At 34.3% G+C, this 17,860-nt stretch carries 17 protein-coding genes and 5 tRNA genes; 11 read left to right on the plus strand and 11 right to left on the minus strand.

The window, feature by feature from the left end; all coding sequences use genetic code 11:
- The 3 genes from H6W53_RS20960 to H6W53_RS20970 form a co-directional block, all read right to left on the minus strand.
- Positions 1-219: GIY-YIG nuclease family protein (locus H6W53_RS20960; RefSeq protein WP_185209524.1), on the minus strand; the 219-nt coding region annotated here is incomplete at its 3' end.
- A gap of 47 nt (positions 220-266) precedes the next feature.
- Positions 267-340: transfer RNA gene (locus H6W53_RS20965), tRNA-Arg, on the minus strand.
- A gap of 8 nt (positions 341-348) precedes the next feature.
- Positions 349-423, minus strand: a tRNA-Pro gene (locus tag H6W53_RS20970).
- A 590-nt stretch (positions 424-1,013) separates the two neighbouring features.
- Here H6W53_RS20970 and H6W53_RS20975 point away from each other — a divergent pair.
- Positions 1,014-1,397 (plus strand): hypothetical protein, encoded by a 384-nt coding sequence (locus H6W53_RS20975; RefSeq protein ID WP_185209526.1) that lies wholly within the window; start codon positions 1,014-1,016, stop codon positions 1,395-1,397.
- A gap of 77 nt (positions 1,398-1,474) precedes the next feature.
- Here H6W53_RS20975 and H6W53_RS20980 read toward each other — a convergent pair.
- From H6W53_RS20980 to H6W53_RS20990, 3 genes are all read right to left on the minus strand, one after another.
- A tRNA-Arg gene (locus H6W53_RS20980) sits at positions 1,475-1,548 on the minus strand.
- 50 nt (positions 1,549-1,598) lie between these two features.
- Positions 1,599-1,673 (minus strand) — tRNA-Pro (locus H6W53_RS20985).
- An 18-nt stretch (positions 1,674-1,691) separates the two neighbouring features.
- Positions 1,692-1,776 (minus strand) — tRNA-Ser (locus H6W53_RS20990).
- A 136-nt stretch (positions 1,777-1,912) separates the two neighbouring features.
- Here H6W53_RS20990 and H6W53_RS20995 point away from each other — a divergent pair.
- The 4 genes from H6W53_RS20995 (at position 1,913) to H6W53_RS21010 (ending at position 6,654) form a co-directional block, all read left to right on the plus strand.
- Entirely contained in the window at positions 1,913-2,941 is a 1,029-nt protein-coding gene (locus H6W53_RS20995) for an N-acetylmuramoyl-L-alanine amidase (RefSeq protein WP_185209528.1), read from the plus strand.
- A 71-nt stretch (positions 2,942-3,012) separates the two neighbouring features.
- Entirely contained in the window at positions 3,013-4,413 is a 1,401-nt protein-coding gene (gene aspA, locus H6W53_RS21000; protein WP_185209530.1) for an aspartate ammonia-lyase, read from the plus strand.
- An 82-nt stretch (positions 4,414-4,495) separates the two neighbouring features.
- Positions 4,496-5,350: a glycosyltransferase gene (locus tag H6W53_RS21005; RefSeq protein ID WP_185209532.1), complete on the plus strand. Its 855-nt coding sequence runs from the start codon at positions 4,496-4,498 to the stop codon at positions 5,348-5,350.
- A gap of 236 nt (positions 5,351-5,586) precedes the next feature.
- On the plus strand, positions 5,587-6,654 hold the full coding sequence (locus H6W53_RS21010; RefSeq protein ID WP_185209534.1) for a hypothetical protein: 1,068 nt from the start codon (positions 5,587-5,589) through the stop codon (positions 6,652-6,654).
- Here H6W53_RS21010 and H6W53_RS21015 read toward each other — a convergent pair.
- Positions 6,647-8,146 (minus strand): lipopolysaccharide biosynthesis protein, encoded by a 1,500-nt coding sequence (locus H6W53_RS21015; RefSeq protein WP_185209536.1) that lies wholly within the window; start codon positions 8,144-8,146, stop codon positions 6,647-6,649. The two genes, H6W53_RS21010 and H6W53_RS21015, sit on opposite strands and share 8 nt — an antisense overlap.
- A gap of 6 nt (positions 8,147-8,152) precedes the next feature.
- Positions 8,153-8,944, minus strand: coding sequence for an FkbM family methyltransferase (locus H6W53_RS21020; RefSeq protein WP_185209538.1), 792 nt, complete (start codon positions 8,942-8,944; stop codon positions 8,153-8,155).
- 287 nt (positions 8,945-9,231) lie between these two features.
- Here H6W53_RS21020 and hpt point away from each other — a divergent pair, with 287 nt between their 5' ends.
- From hpt to obgE, 3 genes are all read left to right on the plus strand, one after another.
- Positions 9,232-9,786, plus strand: a complete 555-nt coding sequence (gene hpt / locus H6W53_RS21025) for a hypoxanthine phosphoribosyltransferase (RefSeq protein WP_076392149.1) — start codon at positions 9,232-9,234, stop codon at positions 9,784-9,786.
- Between the two features lie 138 nt (positions 9,787-9,924).
- Entirely contained in the window at positions 9,925-10,506 is a 582-nt protein-coding gene (locus H6W53_RS21030) for an adenylate kinase (RefSeq protein WP_076392151.1), read from the plus strand.
- A gap of 80 nt (positions 10,507-10,586) precedes the next feature.
- Complete coding sequence (obgE, locus tag H6W53_RS21035) at positions 10,587-11,570, plus strand: GTPase ObgE (RefSeq protein ID WP_076392153.1); 984 nt, start codon at positions 10,587-10,589, stop codon at positions 11,568-11,570.
- 64 nt (positions 11,571-11,634) lie between these two features.
- Here obgE and H6W53_RS21040 read toward each other — a convergent pair whose 3' ends face one another.
- The 3 genes from H6W53_RS21040 to H6W53_RS21050 all read right to left on the minus strand — a co-directional run bounded on the left by H6W53_RS21040 (position 11,635) and on the right by H6W53_RS21050 (position 15,322).
- Positions 11,635-13,323, minus strand: coding sequence for a T9SS type A sorting domain-containing protein (locus H6W53_RS21040; RefSeq protein ID WP_185209540.1), 1,689 nt, complete (start codon positions 13,321-13,323; stop codon positions 11,635-11,637).
- 49 nt (positions 13,324-13,372) lie between these two features.
- Positions 13,373-14,512 (minus strand): hypothetical protein, encoded by a 1,140-nt coding sequence (locus tag H6W53_RS21045; RefSeq protein WP_185209542.1) that lies wholly within the window; start codon positions 14,510-14,512, stop codon positions 13,373-13,375.
- 78 nt (positions 14,513-14,590) lie between these two features.
- A complete protein-coding gene (locus H6W53_RS21050) occupies positions 14,591-15,322 on the minus strand; it encodes a class I SAM-dependent methyltransferase (protein ID WP_185209544.1) in 732 nt (243 codons plus the stop codon).
- 289 nt (positions 15,323-15,611) lie between these two features.
- Here H6W53_RS21050 and H6W53_RS21055 point away from each other — a divergent pair, with 289 nt between their 5' ends.
- The 3 genes from H6W53_RS21055 (at position 15,612) to H6W53_RS21065 (ending at position 17,859) form a co-directional block, all read left to right on the plus strand.
- On the plus strand, positions 15,612-15,791 hold the full coding sequence (locus H6W53_RS21055; RefSeq protein ID WP_087712438.1) for a bacteriocin-like protein: 180 nt from the start codon (positions 15,612-15,614) through the stop codon (positions 15,789-15,791).
- A gap of 185 nt (positions 15,792-15,976) precedes the next feature.
- A complete protein-coding gene (locus H6W53_RS21060) occupies positions 15,977-16,465 on the plus strand; it encodes a DUF6438 domain-containing protein (protein ID WP_185209546.1) in 489 nt (162 codons plus the stop codon).
- Positions 16,466-16,551: 86 nt separating this feature from the next.
- Positions 16,552-17,859: a DEAD/DEAH box helicase gene (locus tag H6W53_RS21065; RefSeq protein WP_185209548.1), complete on the plus strand. Its 1,308-nt coding sequence runs from the start codon at positions 16,552-16,554 to the stop codon at positions 17,857-17,859.
- Position 17,860: the final 1 nt, after the last annotated feature.

Here is a 17,860-nt window from a genome sequence, read left to right on the forward strand (position 1 = left end):
GCAGCTTCGAGGGGTAAAAGACAGAACTTTCTTCCTATTTAGGTTGACTAAACTTTTTGTATAGCCCCCAACTTTTGCGCTTGATCCGTCTTTAGCTTTCGAAGTAAAGCCATTATGATCCGAGAAATATTTCCTTAATCTTTCCTGTAAAATTTCACAGGAATGTCCGACATAATATTTATTTAAAGATTCAGAAAAAAGAATATAGCAGTAGCACATAAATTAATGTAAACAAAAAACCTCATAACAAAGTTATGAGGCTTAAGTGAGCGCGAAAGGATTCGAACCTTTGACCGTCTGCTTAGAAGGCAGATGCTCTATCCAGCTGAGCTACGCACCCTAAAATTGTCGGGGCGGCAGGATTCGAACCTGCGACCTCCTGGTCCCAAACCAGGCGCGATGACCGGACTACGCTACGCCCCGATTGAGGTTATCTTTTTAACAAGAATTACCTTGTTTTTTGTGGTTGCAAATGTATAAACTTTTTTTGAATTATGAAAGTAAAATTGAAATAATTTTTGGTTAATTTTTTGAACGTCTGTTTTTGTTATCTTTACCTGTTTAATAACCATTATTTTAGATGAAATTTAAATGAAAAATAAAATTTTGTTTTTATTCATTCTTTTGCTTGTGATTTCGTTTGTTTATAATTTCTATTTGGAACGAAGGTTATGTGTAACTCTTTCAAAAATACAAACTGAAAACAGCAGAAGTTTGGAACACCATTCAAATAAAAATTTCTATCAATACGGAATTGAAAATATAGGTGAAAATTTACAGCAGGAATTGTTAGAAATGAAAATTGATCAATGCAGACTGAACGTTAAAAAGATTTATTTTACATTTTTCAGGATAAAGTTGTTTATATTGGAAATGATAAAAAATGCTTAATGATAAAGGTTGGTTATCATTTTTATGGGGCTGTGTTTTATATCAAAGGATTTCAGAACATCTAAATTCATAATTCTGCGGAACAAAACATAATGTGAGAGTTGAAAGCTAAATTAAAACAAATGACCATTACTAAGTTACATATAATTGATTGGTATGACGATATTATCACATCAGTAGTTTCGTTTGAAAAGGACGTGTATCTATTTCATTGTATTCACAAAAACTTTAAAACTCATGAGAAGACATACTATTGCGTGAAAATTGATGAAATATCATTCTTACGGATAGAATCAATTCCGGTAAACCTTAAAACCTTTAAGAGAAAAGAGTGGAATATTATTAATGAATTTTTTAGAAGTAATAATAAAAAAGAGAATGTTTATTTAGTAAAATCGATTTCTTTATCAAATGATGAAAGTATTGTTTTTCATGAATTAGAAGCCTCGGATTTGTTAAGGGAAATTAAATTTCCATTTGATGTTTCTATTCTGTATGAAGTTTGAGTGATGTAGATTGATGGGTAAAAAATATAAAATTAGTATAAACAAAAAACCTCATAACAAAAGCTATGAGGTTTCTGTGAGCGCGAAAGGATTCGAACCTTTGACCGTCTGCTTAGAAGGCAGATGCTCTATCCAGCTGAGCTACGCACCCATTATAAAGTTGATTCCCGCTTAGTTAGTAGATAAGCGCGTTAAAAAAAGTCGGGGCGGCAGGATTCGAACCTGCGACCTCCTGGTCCCAAACCAGGCGCGATGACCGGACTACGCTACGCCCCGAAAAGATATATAGAAAAGCGGAGGGTAAGGGATTCGAACCCTTGCGACACTTTCGCGTCGACAGTTTAGCAAACTGCTCCGTTAACCACTCCGGCAACCCTCCTGTTTATCTTATTTTTTAATGATCGTTGTTCCTTTATTGCGAGTGCAAATATAGAACAGATTTCTTTATTTACCAAATATTTTTCAAGAAAAATTTGTGTATTTTTGAGGTAATAAACAACAAAAAAAGTAAACAAATGCGTAATACATTATATATCATCGGATTAAGTTCTTTGATTTTTTCCTGTACTTCTCAGCAAAATGCCAAAAAAAAACAATACATCCCGAGAACCCCTTCAGTACAGCCGAAAACTACAGCTCAGGCTTCGGGTAGCGATAAGCCAAAACCAAAAATCACTTCCGATCATGGAGTAGAATTTTTTACGACCAATATTGCAGATATTACTAAAAATGACAACACCGTAAGTTATGGTTCTATTGTTTCTGCAAAACCCGCAGGTTATAAAGTGGTGAAAACTTACTTTCCGGCAATTGCACAGAATTTCAGACAGCGATATTTAATCTTACATTATACAGCTTTACCGGATGATAAATCCATTACCGTATTATCTCAGCAGGCGGTAAGTGCGCATTATCTGGTAAATAATACAGGAGATAACGAAATTTATCAGTTGGTAGATGAAAATAAGCGTTCGTATCACGCCGGAGTAAGCGCTTGGAGAGCCGATAAAAACCTTAATGATACATCTATTGGAATTGAGATTGTAAATTCAGGATTCACCACAGATGCTGCAGGAAAAAGAACTTTCATGCCTTTTGATGAGGCTCAGGTAAAAAAAGTAGCCGCTTTGGTGAAAGATATTGTAGCGAGATATAATATTCCGGCAACCAATATTCTGGCACATTCAGATATTGCCCCTACAAGAAAACAGGATCCGGGACCTTTATTTCCATGGAAAAAATTATACGACGAATACCAGATCGGAATGTGGTATGATGATGCCGTGAAGCAAAGTTTCTACGATCTTGCGACATCTACGGATTTTCAGTCAAAATACAACGATCCGACGTTTATTTTTAATGTTCAGACGCAGTTGCAGAAATTCGGGTATGCATTGGATCTGAGCGGTAAATGGGATGATGCCACCAAAAAAACAATAGAAGCATTTCAGTATCACTTCCGACCACAGAATTACGACGGAATCATGGATGCAGAAACATTCTCCATATTACAGGCTTTAAACGTAAAATATCCTACAAAATAAATAAGGAAAGCGCATCGGTTTCGGTGCGTTTTTGCTATCTTTAAAGTCTCAAAATATTTAAAAAATCTGTAATGGAAAATTTCAGGAAAGAAAGCGATTTGCTGGGAGAATTAGAAGTTCCGGTGAATGCTTATTATGGAGTACAGACGCAAAGAGCGATTAATAATTTTAAAATTTCAGGACAGCTTTTATCTTCATATCCCGAGTTCATCAAAGGGTTGGCTTTCGTAAAAAAAGCGGCAGCCAAAACTAATTATGAGCTGGGTCTGCTGGATGAAAATTTATATCATAACATTGCTAAAGTTTGTGATGAATTAATCAACGGAGAACTGCATGATCAGTTTCCGGTGGATATGATTCAGGGTGGGGCAGGAACTTCCATCAACATGAACGCCAATGAAGTAATTGCCAACCGTGTTCTGGAGAAACTCGGGAAAAATAAAGGACAGTACGAATTCTGTTCACCCAATGACCACATCAATCTTTCCCAGTCTACGAATGACGCTTATCCTACGGCAATTAAAATGGGACTGCTTCAGATGAACATTTCTCTTGTAGAAAAACTGGAGAAAATTGTTGAAGCTTTCAGATCGAAAGGGAAAGAATTTCAGGATGTTATCAAAATGGGAAGAACGCAGCTTCAGGATGCAGTTCCTATGACTTTGGGACAGGAATTTGAAGCCTTTGCAGCTACTTTGGAAGAAGATATTTCTAAATTAAATAACAATGCCAATCTTTTCGTAGAAGTTAATATGGGTGCCACTGCGATCGGGACAGGAATTAATGCTCCGGTTGGATATGCAACACTCTGTGCGAAAAATTTAGCGCAGTTAACAGGTTTTCCTGTTGTTTCAGCGCCGGATCTGGTGGAAGCTACACCAGATACAGGTTCTTATGTGATCTATTCCTCAGCTATGAAACGTCTTGCTGTTAAGCTGTCAAAAATCTGCAATGATTTAAGATTGCTTGCTTCAGGACCGAGAGCCGGATTATCGGAAATCAATTTACCTCCGATGCAGCCGGGATCTTCCATTATGCCGGGAAAAGTAAATCCTGTGATTCCGGAAGTGGTTAATCAGGTTTGTTTTAAAGTGTTCGGAAATGATCTTACGGTAACTTTTGCAGCAGAAGCAGGACAACTGCAGCTCAATGTAATGGAACCTGTACTTTCTCACGCGATCATGGAAAATATTCACTTTTTAGGCAATGCTCTGGATACACTCCGCGAAAAATGTATCGTCGGAATTACGGCAAATAAAGAAGTCTGCCTGAATATGGTGAAACACAGCATCGGAATCGTAACCGCCTTAAATCCTTACATCGGCTACAAACAATCCACAGCGATTGCCAAAGAAGCTTTGGAAACAGGAAAAAGTGTCTACAATTTAGTATTGGAAAAAGGACTTCTTTCTCAGGAAAAACTGGATGAAATTCTTGATCCTAAAAATATGCTGAAACCCCACAACAAATAATAGTAACGGTAAGCGATAAATGATTAAAATCTAACCCGATTTTATCAGTTATCGCTTATTATTCATCATTTATATTTTTCTTTTGAGATTTTTAATCATCATTCCTGCACATAACGAAGAAAACAATCTTCCTTTTACATTAGATTCTTTACAACAGCAGAGTTTTAAGGATTTTAAAGTCGTTGTCGTTAATGACGGTTCTACAGACGGAACTTCGGAAGTCATCAGAAAATATACAGATCATGATTCAAGGTTTGAAACGATTGATCTTCAGAAATCTGCGCACCAACCCGGTTCAAAAGTAATCAATGCTTTTAAAAACGGCTTGAATACTCAGAATATAGAGGATTTTGAAATCATCTGTAAATTTGATGCGGATATCATTTTATCGGAAGATTATCTTGAAACGGTAGAAAATGCATTCAGAAATAATCCGAAATATGGATTGGTTGGTGGTTTACTGTATGTTGAAAAAGACGGAGAATGGATTTACGAAGGAAATTCCAACAAACATCATGTTCGAGGTCCGATGAAAGCATACCGAAAAGAAAGTTTTATCCAGATGAAAGGCATTCGTGAAACATTGGGATGGGACAATATCGATGCCATTTTACTGGAAAATCTTGGTTGGAAAGAAGTTGTTCTGCCGGAACTTCACGTGAAATTAATTAAAGTAAAAGGAGCAGATTATACCATAAAACCGGCAGATTACTACGGGAGATATTTTTATTTTTTAGGACTGAACCGGTTTTTAGCCTACATCGCTTCCTCAAAAGAAGCAGCGAAAAGCAAATCGGCTGCGTTTTTCTTTTCAATCATTAAATCGTATGAAAACTGCCGTTCTCAGAAATTGGAACTGAAAATTTCAAAAGGGGAACAAAGAGTCATCAACAATCAGCGCTGGAATATGCTGAAGAAAAAATGGCTGAAAATATAATTAATTAAATAAAATGTGGTTGTCCGCGATTCGTCATTATTAAAAAACTTTGGGTTCTCTGCTGAGTGAAACGCCTTTGCGAGCTTAAAAGCAGTTAATGTTTAAAAACTCTTGCGAACTTTGCGTTAAAATTAAGCATTATGATTAATTAAGTATAAGCAAAAATAGAATCTATTCAATAGAAACGGATTTTAGTCCGTTTAACAAAATATAAAATTAGCCTAAACGTTAGAATTTTGAAAAAAATAGCCTACATAGAAATTGATACCCATGCGGAAATTGCTCAGGATTTTATCAATGTAATGAGCGGTTCCGGAGAATTTACCGTAGATTATTATTTTTCAAAAAAGATAAAAGATCAGATCATTGAATCCGGAGAGAATATTTTTCTGTCGGACAGTTCAATGATTTTAGACCAGTTGAAATTAAAAAAATATGATGTAATTATCATCGGAACGGTTCACCGTTATTTCAACACCTTTCTTGCGATTGTAAAAAAATATAATGCTTCCGTGATCGTTCACAACATGAACTTTATGAAATCTTCAAAGTTCAGCCTTATCAAAAGTATTTTCAAAGAAGATCAGATATACAGACTGAAATTGTTGTGGAAAGAAGGTTTGTTAAATGCATCGAAAGTTTATCAAAAAGCAGAAAAACTTCTGGTTTTGGATGAAGAACTGAGTTCTGATAAATTGAAATTTTCACCTCTTTTTTACACTAAAAATTTAAAAAGACCGGAAAATAAAGTGTTAACCATTGTAATTCCGGGTGGAGTTTCCCAGCAAAGAAGAGATTATAAAAGCGTTTTTTCAACGATAAATAATCTTGAAAAGTTAAATAAACATTCAGATTCTGAAAATAAATTCATTGAATTTGTCTTTTTAGGAAAAGCAAAAAATGAAGAATTAAAAGAGATTATAGATCTGGAACGTTCATTGAAATATATCAATATTACCTATTTTTCAGAGAGAGTTTCTCAAGCCGATTTCGAAGACTGGATGCAGAAAGCAGACGTTTTGTGGTGTCCTATTCAGCAGAAAACTACGTTTTTCAGTCAGGAAGAAATTTATGGCAAAACAAAAATGACGGGAAATCTTGGAGATGCCATCAAATTTGGAAAACAAGCTGTTTTTCCTTCAAATTATGCTTCAAAATTAGATTTTATTGTTCCTGAGCAAAAAGATATTCTGAAGCAGTTTAAATCACTCAAAAACAGTCAGTTCGACTTTCAAAAAGATTTCGATAAAAAATCTGTTCAGCAAAAACTCGAAAAACTTTTAAACGAGTTGATTTCTATTTAAATTTAAAAATACTTTTGATGAAATTTTTGTTCAGATAGTCTTCAACAGGAAAAATCTTGGTAAAATAATTTCCGATAAAAATCAGGATCAGCACAACGGCGGGTTTGTAAATCATGTTGACGAAATTACTTTCGAAATTCGGCAAAACAATCGCAACCGTAACCGCTAAAGTACAGATAATGGATACAAAAATCATTTCAATCGTTAAAGGAGAAACTTTAAACATCACATAGTTGAAAATAATCTTGATGACATTGTAGGTGGTAAGAGAAATAGCTGTAGACAGGGCAATTCCGCTTAATTTAAGATCTGTGTTTTGTAAAAAGTAAAGATTTAACAGTATGGTGAGTCCTGCTAATAAAAGCATTACAACAATATTAAATTTATAATATTTTGAAAGGGAAATAATATTTCCGTTGAAGCCTGTTGCTAAATCGACCAGAACCGCAGATCCCCAAATCCACACAACCGGTTGATATTCCCTTAAAAGAATCCCGTTTTTAGGCATAAAATAAGTAAGATAAGGAAACCCGATGATGATGCATGAAAACAGAACCGCTCCCAGAAAATACAAAGTGAGGGATGTTTTCTTATGAAATTTATCCAGACCTTCCATATCTCCGTCTGCAAGGTTTTTACTGATGATAGGTGCTGAAATATTAAATAAACCTAATTGGGGTATCGATATTAGTGAAATTAAAGCATACAGTGTAGAGTAAATTCCGTTTTCTTCCATTCCCAGAAATTCCCCAATCATAAAGTTATTGATGGCTAAATAATTTCCAAAAGTTCCTAAAAACCCGAAAAAACTATAAGCGGTAAACTCTTTGTAAAAGTTATCTTTTTTGAAATAATCTGTACTGAAATCCAGATTTATTTTTTCCAGTTTATTGGTGTAAAAAATATATCCAAAAAACATCAGGGCAAACATTCCGAAAAAGAAAATCAATGCGATTTTTTCAGGAATAGTTGAAGGCTCTGCGTACCGTGATGCTAAATATATAAAAATAAGAAAAGCACCCAGATTGGCAATTTTTGGAAAAAGATTGTCAAAAATATTAGAAACGACTATTCTTTTGTAATTTGAAATATATTTATTAAAAATTGCACAAAAAGAAAGAGTTAAAGTAAGTGGCAGAATGATGTTTTTAATTTTCCATGCTTTGGTATTCTTAAATTCCGGAAAAAAATAGGGAATCAGAAAGAAGATACACAGAAATATAGCAAAATTAATGACCACAGCAAGCAGAGATAATGAAAGCATGTTTTGCTTTTTTCCGTCTTTATCTACTTTATGGAAAAATTTTACATTAGCATAAGAAATCCCGAACACAACGAAAGGAACGAACATTTCTGCGGTTGGCATGATATATCTTAAAGTTCCGTAGAACTCAAGATTATTCATGAAAATAAATATTGAAACGGTTCCCAGTAAAAAACCAATATACCCAATGATGGAATATTTAAAGCCCTGCCTTGCTACTACACTCATCTTTTATTAGTTTTTCGGAATAAAAATAATGTTGTTGATGTATTCTGTTTTATTTTTTTCGTCGCTGATGTTTTTTAAAAGAATTTCTTCCGTTAATTTTTTAAGCTCAAAAGTGTGCCTGTTCAGATAGTTTGCATCATAACCCCACGATTCAACTTCTGAGATCTCTTCCCAGATCGGAGTCTGGTGATGTCTCTGTTCCATTTCCACCATTAGAGTAGGAAAAAACTGTTGAATGATTTGTTTCGCACCGTGAAGTGTTTTCATTTCATTGCCTTCCACATCAATTTTAATAAAATCGAGCCTGCTGAAATGTTCAATTGCCGCCCATTCGTCGAGTTTTATTACTTTTACTCTTTCGGTGTAGCTTTGTTCTTCGCCTTTTTCCTTGTAATCTGTATTCAGGGTTCCTCTTGAAGCAACCATTTTTCCGTTGATGATCGGAACTTTAAATTCAGCCGTTGTATTTTCGTCAGACAGTGCCAAAGGAAAAATCCGCATTGCCGGAAATAATCTTTTCAGACGGTGATACAGTTTTTTATTGGGCTCAAAAGCATAAATGTTCTCATGATCCAGCTTATTTTCAAGCTGATAAAGGAAGCTTCCTACATTGGCTCCGATATCAAAGATTACTGCATTTTTAGGTAAGAATTCTTTAATCCAAACCAATTCCGGTTCTACATTTCGCGACGAAAAATTATCTTTGGTAAGATTGTTTAAGGTTTTAAAATATCTTTTTTTATAAAAATTCGGGCTTATATATTGCAGCTTCTCAGCAATTCTTTGGTACAGAGACATTGTAAGGTTTTTGGACTAATCAGCAAATATAAGAAAAAAGGTTAAAACAATGTTAAAATAATGCGATTGTAAATATTTGATTTTTAACATTTTGGGTAATTTTAAAATTTAGTTTTAATTTTAAGTGAATTCTTTTGTCTTTCGGTAAGATGATTTTAAATGTTTCTAAGGCATTCTGTAATAGGGCATTGAAAATATAAAGCCCAATGATTTTAAAAACTCTTCATCTTTATCCATTAAAAACTTTCGTCAAAAATCCGTAACTTTGCCAACTACTAAAATTTTTTATGGAGAGTATTAAAGTTCACGACAAAACTTTTGTTCCTTATCTGGAGGATGCCGAGATTCAGGAGATTGTAAAAGCTACGGCTTTAAAGATTTATGAAGATTATAAAGATGAAGTTCCTGTTTTTATAGGTGTTTTGAATGGGGTGATTATGTTCTTCTCAGACCTTTTGAAGCATTATCCGGGACCATGCGAAATTGCTTTCATCCAGATGAGTTCTTACGTGGGAACAGAATCTACAGGAATTGTTTACCAGAAAATGGAACTTACGAAGGATGTAAAAGACCGTCACATCATTCTGGTAGAAGATATTGTAGATACCGGAAATACCGTAGAAAGTCTTTTCAAGTATTTTAACGAGACGCAGCGTCCGAAATCTGTAAAAATAGCTTCATTCTTACTGAAACCTGAAGTATATAAGAAGGATTTTAAGCTGGATTATATCGGGAAAGAAATTCCAAACAAATTTGTTTTAGGGTACGGTCTGGATTATGATGAATTAGGAAGAAACTTACCCAATTTGTACCAGTTAGAAGACGGACAAATCAATCATTAAAACGCTGTTGGCTATTAGCTGATAGCTTTTAGCTTAAAAGTAAAATAAAGAAATAAATTTAATAATAACTTAAAAACAGCTAAAAGCAGGAAGCAGGCCAAAAAAAGCAGTGCCGATTGCCGGAAGCAAAACAACATTATGATAAACATCGTTCTGTTCGGTCCTCCAGGAAGTGGAAAAGGAACACAAGCACAAAACCTGATCGAGAAATTCAATTTAAAACAAATCTCAACAGGTGATCTTTTCAGATTCAACATGAAAAATGATACCGAGCTTGGAAAATTGGCAAAATCTTACATTGATAAGGGAGAATTGGTTCCGGATCAGGTAACAACGGATATGCTGATCGATGAGATCAGAAAACCTACCGATGCAGCAGGATTTATTTTCGACGGTTATCCGAGAACGGCTGTTCAGACAGAAGCATTGGAAAAAATAGTGAAAGAAGAACTGAATGATGAAATTGATGTATGCCTTTCTTTGGTGGTTGAAGATTCAATTTTGGTAGACCGATTGCTGAAAAGAGGAGAAATCAGTGGAAGATCAGACGACAGCAATGTAGAGATCATCCAAAACAGAATAAAAGAGTACTACGCAAAAACAGCAGAAGTAGCCGAGCTGTACAAGCAGCAGGGCAAATATGTTGAGATCAATGGTGTCGGAGACATTAATGAAATCTCTGAAAAACTTTTCGCTGAAGTAGAGAAGTTTCAAAAGTAAAAATTTTTGATTCAAGGTTCAAAGTTCCAAATTCAAGGTTAAAACTTTGAACCTTCAACATAAAACCTTGAATTAAAATTATGTCAAATTTTGTAGATTACGTAAAGATTCATTGTAAAAGCGGTCATGGAGGAGCAGGTTCTGCGCATCTCCGCCGTGAAAAATATATTCCTAAGGGCGGTCCGGATGGAGGAGACGGAGGAAGAGGAGGCCACGTCATTATGAAAGGAAATGCTAATGAATGGACTTTACTTCCTTTGCGTTACACTCGTCACGTAAAAGCAGAGCGTGGTGAAAACGGAGGGAAAAATCAGTTAACAGGAGCTTACGGAGCCGATGTTTATATTGAAGTTCCTATCGGAACGATTGCTAAAAATGAAGATGGCGAGATCATCGGTGAAATTCTGGAAGACGGTCAGGAAATAATCCTGATGGAAGGAGGAATGGGAGGAAAAGGAAATGAGCACTTCAAATCTTCTACCAACCAGACTCCAAGATTTGCGCAACCAGGAATGGACGGACAGGAAGGATACGTTGTTTTTGAGCTTAAAATTCTTGCTGATGTAGGTCTTGTAGGGTTTCCGAACGCAGGAAAGTCTACGTTGTTATCCTCCGTTTCTGCGGCTAAACCTAAAATTGCAGATTATGCTTTTACCACTTTAACCCCTAATTTAGGAATTGTGGATTACAGAAATTATAAATCTTTTGTAATGGCAGATATTCCAGGGATTATTGAAGGAGCGGCTGAAGGAAAAGGTTTGGGACACCGTTTTTTAAGACATATTGAAAGGAATTCTATCCTGTTGTTTTTAATTCCGGCTGATTCTGAAGATCATTTTCAGGAATTTAAGATTCTTGAAAATGAATTAAAGGAATACAATCCTGAATTGCTGGATAAAGATTTTATTATTTCCATCTCAAAATCCGATCTTCTGGATGAAGAGCTGAGGAAAGAAATTTCCGCAGAATTTCCCGAAAACAGACAGCCTTTATTTTTCTCAGGCGTTACCGGAGAAGGTCTTATGGAACTGAAAGATGTGATCTGGAAGAAATTACATGGATAGGATTTAACTGATACTAAAATATAAAAGGAGAAACGCTTTGTTTCTCCTTTTTTAGTGTTCGTAATTATTTTTTTATAAACTTTTTCGTTGTTTTCCCTTCTTTAGTTTCGATAATAATGAGATACGATCCGGAAGGAATATGTTTAATATCAATTGTATTTCCATTCAATACGGTATTAATTTTCTTCCCCGAAATATCATAAACATTTACATTTTCAACTTTCAAAGTGGATTGAATCGTTAAAAAATCAGAAGCGGGATTAGGATATAAATTAATATCAATTCCATGTACATCAGGTAGTTTCTTCCTTAAATCCATAAATAATTTCATATTTTGCTTTTTGCCTTCAATTTCTCCTTCACAAGGTTCTCCGCATCCTTCAATTTTGGCCAAATATTTAGCACCGTTTTTAATGTAAGTATTGGGTAGCAATGTAATACTTTCTCCTGCTTTCATTGTAATATTTTTTCCTGCATCTATAACATAGGCTGTATTTGTAATAATAGTATTACTCGCATTATAGGTATGGATATTATTTGTTTCCTGTGAATTTTTTACAATATTGGGGACACAATTATTACTTGTATTGTTGGTATTAAGAGTGGGAACTAATTGAGGAAACAAATTAGGATTTGTACTGGAATAGCCGGGAGCTATATTTAGATTGTACAAATCTAAACTGGCTCCGCCAAAAACATCAGGATTATTAATTTTACCAATGTAGGTATTTTGAATATAGGCATATTTGAAATAAATATCACCGTATTTATTTCTTTGAATTCCTTGAAAATCTACACTTCCAGTAATGGTGTTTGCTATGCTATTGTATATAATATTGTTATTTGTAGACGCCAACATATTAACAGCATATATATCAGTCGAGAGGTGTGTTCCTACATATAAAATAGAACCATCTTTGTTGAATTCCGTCAAGATGGGAGTAAGACTGGCAATTGTTAGTTCATATGCATTTGTTATTTGTCCTGTACTGTCATCAAAAGAGTATACTCTACCTTCATTATAAGAGTTTACAAAATCTTCAGAGCTAAAGCTCAGATAATGTGAAAAACTTTTACACAATGATCTTAATTTTGGAGAAGCCTTGATATAGGCATAATGCTGAAAAGGAGAAGGATAAACATTTTCAATATTTAGACTACTGGTTACCGGATTATTTACAAAGCCTGTATTTTTTAAGGGATAACTATATAATTTTGTCATTGTAGGAATTAATACCCAAAAAGAAGCATTATCTATTTGTGGAACAATAGTAACTCCTTTTGCTGTTGTAAAATCATTTCCAAATTCATCTAAAATAGGAATATTTGTAAGGCTTTGTACAACATCACCAAGAGAAAATCCATCAAGTCCAAGATTTCCTAAAGACATGTCTACAACCGAATATCTCGCTACAAAGGTGTTTGATGATGAGACCACCCCACCACTGAAAATATAGTATAGATTAGGATTGGAAGGATGTTTCACAATTGCTATTTGCATAGGAGTTTCCTGCATTATGTTACCTCCATTTGGCATTATAGTATGCTCTCTGGTCCATACGGAAATCCCGTTAGTGTAAAATAGTAATTTCCCATTACTGTCACTTACAGAAGCGGAGGCTCCATTTGTAGTCATTTGGCTGTTGGTAAGTACTATTGGTGACGGAGAGGAAAAATTAATTGCGGCATAATTCCCAAAATACCAGTTATCATTTTCTCCCTGTGAAAACATCAGTATCGGGAATAAAGCCATTATAATTGTTATATAAAACTTTTTCATGTTCTTAATTTTATATAATTAATTATTTTACTTTTTTCTCAAGTGCTTCAATTCTTTTTTGTTGCTCTATTGTATAAAGCGTAAGTTCTTCAATCTTTTTCAGAAGTAGAATATTCATTTCCTTAAGTTCAATACCATTTTTGATTGCTTCCTCAGTTGTGGGAACTTCCGGAAGATGTCCGTTTTCTTTGATAAATTTTTCAACACTATTTAATGGCATTAGTTTATAACCTTTCTCAAAGACATAATCAGCCCATCCATTATTTGCAGCAATATCTACTTTTACTTTTTCTGTTTTAATCCCATCTTTTACAAAAAGTTTGTATTTTTCACCATCGTTTGCAATTCCATTTGCGGGTAATTGATTGGTAAACTGCCCAATTCCGATTGTCCCGTTATTTCCAACAATCCAATTGCCTATATTTAACTCATTGTTTGGCGACGTTGCGTTGTAGGGCACAATATTGGTTCCTATAAATATATTGTTGTTTCCTGATAAAATATTTCTTGCATTAGAGTAGCCTAGATTGATGTTATTGGAGCCATTGTCTAATGATCTAAACGATTCGCTGCCTACTGATACATTGGCGGTACCACTTTTAAGATATCTTAAACCACTTACACCTATAGCGGTATTATTAGTTCCAGTTGATCCATAAGCCATTGCATGAGAACCAATAGCAGTATTTCCGGAACTGGAAATAAAAGATTCCAAAGCATTTGTTCCAATTGCAACATTATCTGAACCGGATTGCGCATTATTCATAGCCCCCGAACCAACTGCTGTATTAGAATTTCCATTTGATGTTATAGACATTGCATTACTTCCAATAGCAGTATTTCCACCTCCTGTTATATTTTGAGTAAAAGCCCCAAGTCCAAAAACTGTATTAAGTATACTTGTAGCATTGTTTACACCACCTCCAAAAAATAAATTTTTGTCCCAAATCTGACTGGTTGAAGAAAGATTTAAGAAGATGAATCTGCCATCAGGATTAATTCTCAGTTTTTCTTGATTATTAGTTTTAAAAACCAAAGAAGTGTTGTCTGTAGTTCCAATAAAGTTATTTGAAGGATTAGTTCCTGAATTCCCGGTTAAACTCCATTGAGCGTTTGCTGTAAAACTTAATACAGCAGAAAGTAGAATGATTGTTTTTTTCATGGTTAAATTTTTAGAATTTAATAAAAAATATGAATCTTGATTTAAATTATTAATTTTTTTGTCAAACTGCTCTAAGTTTTACTTTTTGCATATTAGTATTTTCTCTCCCTGTGAAAATCCGTAATAATTATCTTTCTCAAAAATTTTGACATTTACGAAAAAACCGGAGTGTTGCAATCTCTCTTTCAATCCTTTAACGGAATAAATCCTCACATGATCCTCCTGCCCGAAATGTTTTAATCTCTCTTTCTCCGTAACGATAGAATAATCTTCATAAATTTCTCCCTCTTTAAATGGTGTCTGAATTAAGACTGTTCCATTTTTCTTCAAAACCCGGTAAAGTTCACTCATTGCTTTTTTATCATCTACAATATGTTCTAAAATATGATAACAGATAATGAGATCAAAAGTTTCATCTTTACAGTCAATATTGGTAATATCGTAGCGGTAGTCAGCTATAAAATCGGTTCCGAAATCTGTAGCAAAATATTGTATGTTGGTTTTCTTTTTCCATTTTCTGTATAATATTCTGAAAGGTGAAAAATCTAATATCGCAATATCAGGAACAATAAATTCCTCATTTAAAAGCTTATAAAGTCTTCTGGTTCTGGAAATGCTCCCGCATACAGGGCAAATCAAATCTCCATTATTAAGTTTTGCAAAACTTTTAAGCAGGGTTTCACATACATTACACTGATGGTTTTTCCCTTTATATAAAGGTTTTAAGATTTTTCTAAAATTTTCTTCATTTTTTACAAGAACATTTTGAGGAATAAAACTTTTAATGATGGATTTGAGGAAATTATACATATCAGAAAATTACAATTGTCAAAATAACAAAAATTTATCCGAATACCTTTTTATATTTAGAACAATTATTGTTAGAGATTATACAAGTCATTATGAATTAAAAAAATAGGCTTAAATTTATTTCGGAATAAAGCTTTATTTAACTTAAAGCTTGATAAAATTCTCACCTTTTATATGATATTGATTATTAATACAGAGTAAAGATAATGTGACAAATTTCTTATTTTTTAAAATAAAAATCACTACTTAATGATATTTTAATTATTTTTGAAAACTTAAATTAATTACTATGAAAAATTTGAAAAAAATTAAAAGAGAAAAATTAAAAGAAATTAAAGGAGGAGCTTTGCCCGGGATGAAAAGATGTTATGATGAAGTTACCTGTGAACGTAGAATTTACTATGCAGCAGGAACATTGAACAGTCCTTGTGCTCCAGATTTACCGGTATGTCTTCCACAAGAGGGTTAAAATATACTTAACGGTTTATTATAAACAGAATTCGTCAGAGTTCTGTTTTTTTATTCTAAAAATAATGCTGTATCAAAAATTAATACATTTGAAACTATTTTCTGCTTGAAAATTCTTTTCAAAGTTGTAGTTACTACAATAATATTTTGGAACAATTATTGAAACACACCACTCAAATGTAAGCTATGAAATATATATTCAGTCTTTTTGCTTTTATTTTTCTGTTCTCTTGTACCCCGCAAAAAAACAGTTCTAAATATTCAAAAATCGAATATGAAGCGGGAGCCTGTTTCGGATCTTGTCCTATTTTTAAAATAACCGTTAATCCTGACAGAACAGCGGTGTTTGAGGCAGAACATTTTAATTTTACGAACGGATTTTCTAAAGGAGATTTCAATAAACCCCGTGAAGGAACTTTCAAAGGAACAATAAAGCAGGAAGACTATAATAAACTGATTGCTTTACTGGACGGTTTGGAGGTGAAAAAACTGAATGAAAAATATGGTGAAAGAAATATTACGGATCTCCCAACTTCCCATTTAAGAATTAATTTTGCCGACGGAACCTCAAAATATGTTGAAGATTACGGGAAAAGAGGAACCGAAAAGCTTGAACAACTGTATAAATTTTTTGATGACTTAAGATTCAGTCAGCAGTGGACAAAAGTCGATTAATATATTAAAAATATTTAAGCTACCTTTGCAAAATATAATTCCTTCATTTTGAAGGAATTTTGTTTTAATTATTAAATACAATTTATTTGAATTTTACAGACTTACATTTAATTGATCCTATTGCAAAAGCAATTCAGGAACAAGGATATACCAACCCGACTCCTATTCAGGAAAAATCCATTCCGGAAATTATAAAAGGTAAAGATTTTTTGGGTTGCGCTCAGACAGGAACAGGAAAAACGGCAGCTTTTGCCATTCCTATCCTTCAGAATCTTGCTCAGAACAAATTCCCCAACAGAAATATTAAAGCTTTGATTTTAACGCCTACCAGAGAACTGGCGATTCAGATTGAAGAAAATATTCAGGCGTACGGAAAATATTTACCATTAAAGCATCTCGTAATTTTTGGAGGTGTAAAGCAGGGAAATCAGGAAGCCGCGCTGAAAAAAGGAGTTGATATTCTGGTTGCGACACCGGGAAGACTTCTGGATTTTATTGCTCAGGGAATCATCAGCTTAAAAAATCTTGAAATTTTTGTACTGGATGAAGCCGACAGAATGCTGGATATGGGTTTTGTGCACGATGTGAAAAGAATTATTAAACTTTTGCCTCAGAAAAGACAGACTTTGTTTTTCTCTGCAACCATGCCTTCAGAAATACAGAAACTGGCAGATTCTATTCTTAATAATCCGGTAAAGGTAGAGGTAACTCCGGTTTCATCTACCGCAGAAACCATCAAACAGTCGGTGTACTTTGTAGAAAAAGATAACAAACTGAATCTTTTAACGCACATTTTAAAGAATGACATTTCAGATTCTGTCTTGGTTTTTGCAAGGACGAAGCACGGTGCGGATAAAATTGCGAGAAAACTTCAGAAAGATAATATTACAACCGAGGCTATCCACGGGAATAAATCCCAGAATGCGCGTCAGAATGCTTTAAACAATTTTAAATCCGGAAAAACAAGGGTTCTGGTTGCGACAGACATTGCAGCGAGAGGAATTGATATTGATGAGCTTAAATACGTTGTTAATTTTGAGTTGTCTGATGTTTCCGAAACGTATGTTCACAGAATCGGAAGAACGGGTAGAGCAGGAGCGGAAGGAACGTCTATTTCATTTGTAGACGGTCTGGATCTTCTGAATCTGCGCAATACGGAGAAACTGATCGGAATGAAAATTCCTGTGGTAAAAAATCATCCGTTTCATACAGACGATCTGGTTGCTCAGAAAAGAGATTCGAACAACAAGCCAGTTCCTGCAGGAGGGGAAAAACCGAAACAGGCAAGAGGAAATTCTTCAAAATTCAGCCGAAATAAGGCAAAGCCGGATAACGGAGCGGCACCGGTTGGTTTTAAAAAGCCTAAGAATAAAAATTTCACTAGAAAGAAATAAT

It is taken from the genome of Chryseobacterium sp. C3, assembly GCF_014218905.1.
GTDB lineage: Bacteria > Bacteroidota > Bacteroidia > Flavobacteriales > Weeksellaceae > Chryseobacterium > Chryseobacterium mucoviscidosis.

What these genes read in the sequence shown, in the direction of transcription:
- H6W53_RS20975 (WP_185209526.1), top strand. Translation starts at nt 1,014, where the DNA reads ATGACCATTACTAAGTTACATATAATTGATTGGTATGACGATATTATC.
- H6W53_RS20995 (WP_185209528.1), top strand. Translation starts at nt 1,913, where the DNA reads ATGCGTAATACATTATATATCATCGGATTAAGTTCTTTGATTTTTTCC.
- aspA (WP_185209530.1), top strand. Translation starts at nt 3,013, where the DNA reads ATGGAAAATTTCAGGAAAGAAAGCGATTTGCTGGGAGAATTAGAAGTT.
- H6W53_RS21015 (WP_185209536.1), bottom strand. Translation starts at nt 8,146, where the DNA reads ATGAGTGTAGTAGCAAGGCAGGGCTTTAAATATTCCATCATTGGGTAT.
- H6W53_RS21020 (WP_185209538.1), bottom strand. Translation starts at nt 8,944, where the DNA reads ATGTCTCTGTACCAAAGAATTGCTGAGAAGCTGCAATATATAAGCCCG.
- hpt (WP_076392149.1), top strand. Translation starts at nt 9,232, where the DNA reads ATGGAGAGTATTAAAGTTCACGACAAAACTTTTGTTCCTTATCTGGAG.
- H6W53_RS21030 (WP_076392151.1), top strand. Translation starts at nt 9,925, where the DNA reads ATGATAAACATCGTTCTGTTCGGTCCTCCAGGAAGTGGAAAAGGAACA.
- obgE (WP_076392153.1), top strand. Translation starts at nt 10,587, where the DNA reads ATGTCAAATTTTGTAGATTACGTAAAGATTCATTGTAAAAGCGGTCAT.
- H6W53_RS21040 (WP_185209540.1), bottom strand. Translation starts at nt 13,323, where the DNA reads ATGGCTTTATTCCCGATACTGATGTTTTCACAGGGAGAAAATGATAAC.
- H6W53_RS21045 (WP_185209542.1), bottom strand. Translation starts at nt 14,512, where the DNA reads ATGAAAAAAACAATCATTCTACTTTCTGCTGTATTAAGTTTTACAGCA.
- H6W53_RS21050 (WP_185209544.1), bottom strand. Translation starts at nt 15,322, where the DNA reads ATGTATAATTTCCTCAAATCCATCATTAAAAGTTTTATTCCTCAAAAT.
- H6W53_RS21055 (WP_087712438.1), top strand. Translation starts at nt 15,612, where the DNA reads ATGAAAAATTTGAAAAAAATTAAAAGAGAAAAATTAAAAGAAATTAAA.
- H6W53_RS21060 (WP_185209546.1), top strand. Translation starts at nt 15,977, where the DNA reads ATGAAATATATATTCAGTCTTTTTGCTTTTATTTTTCTGTTCTCTTGT.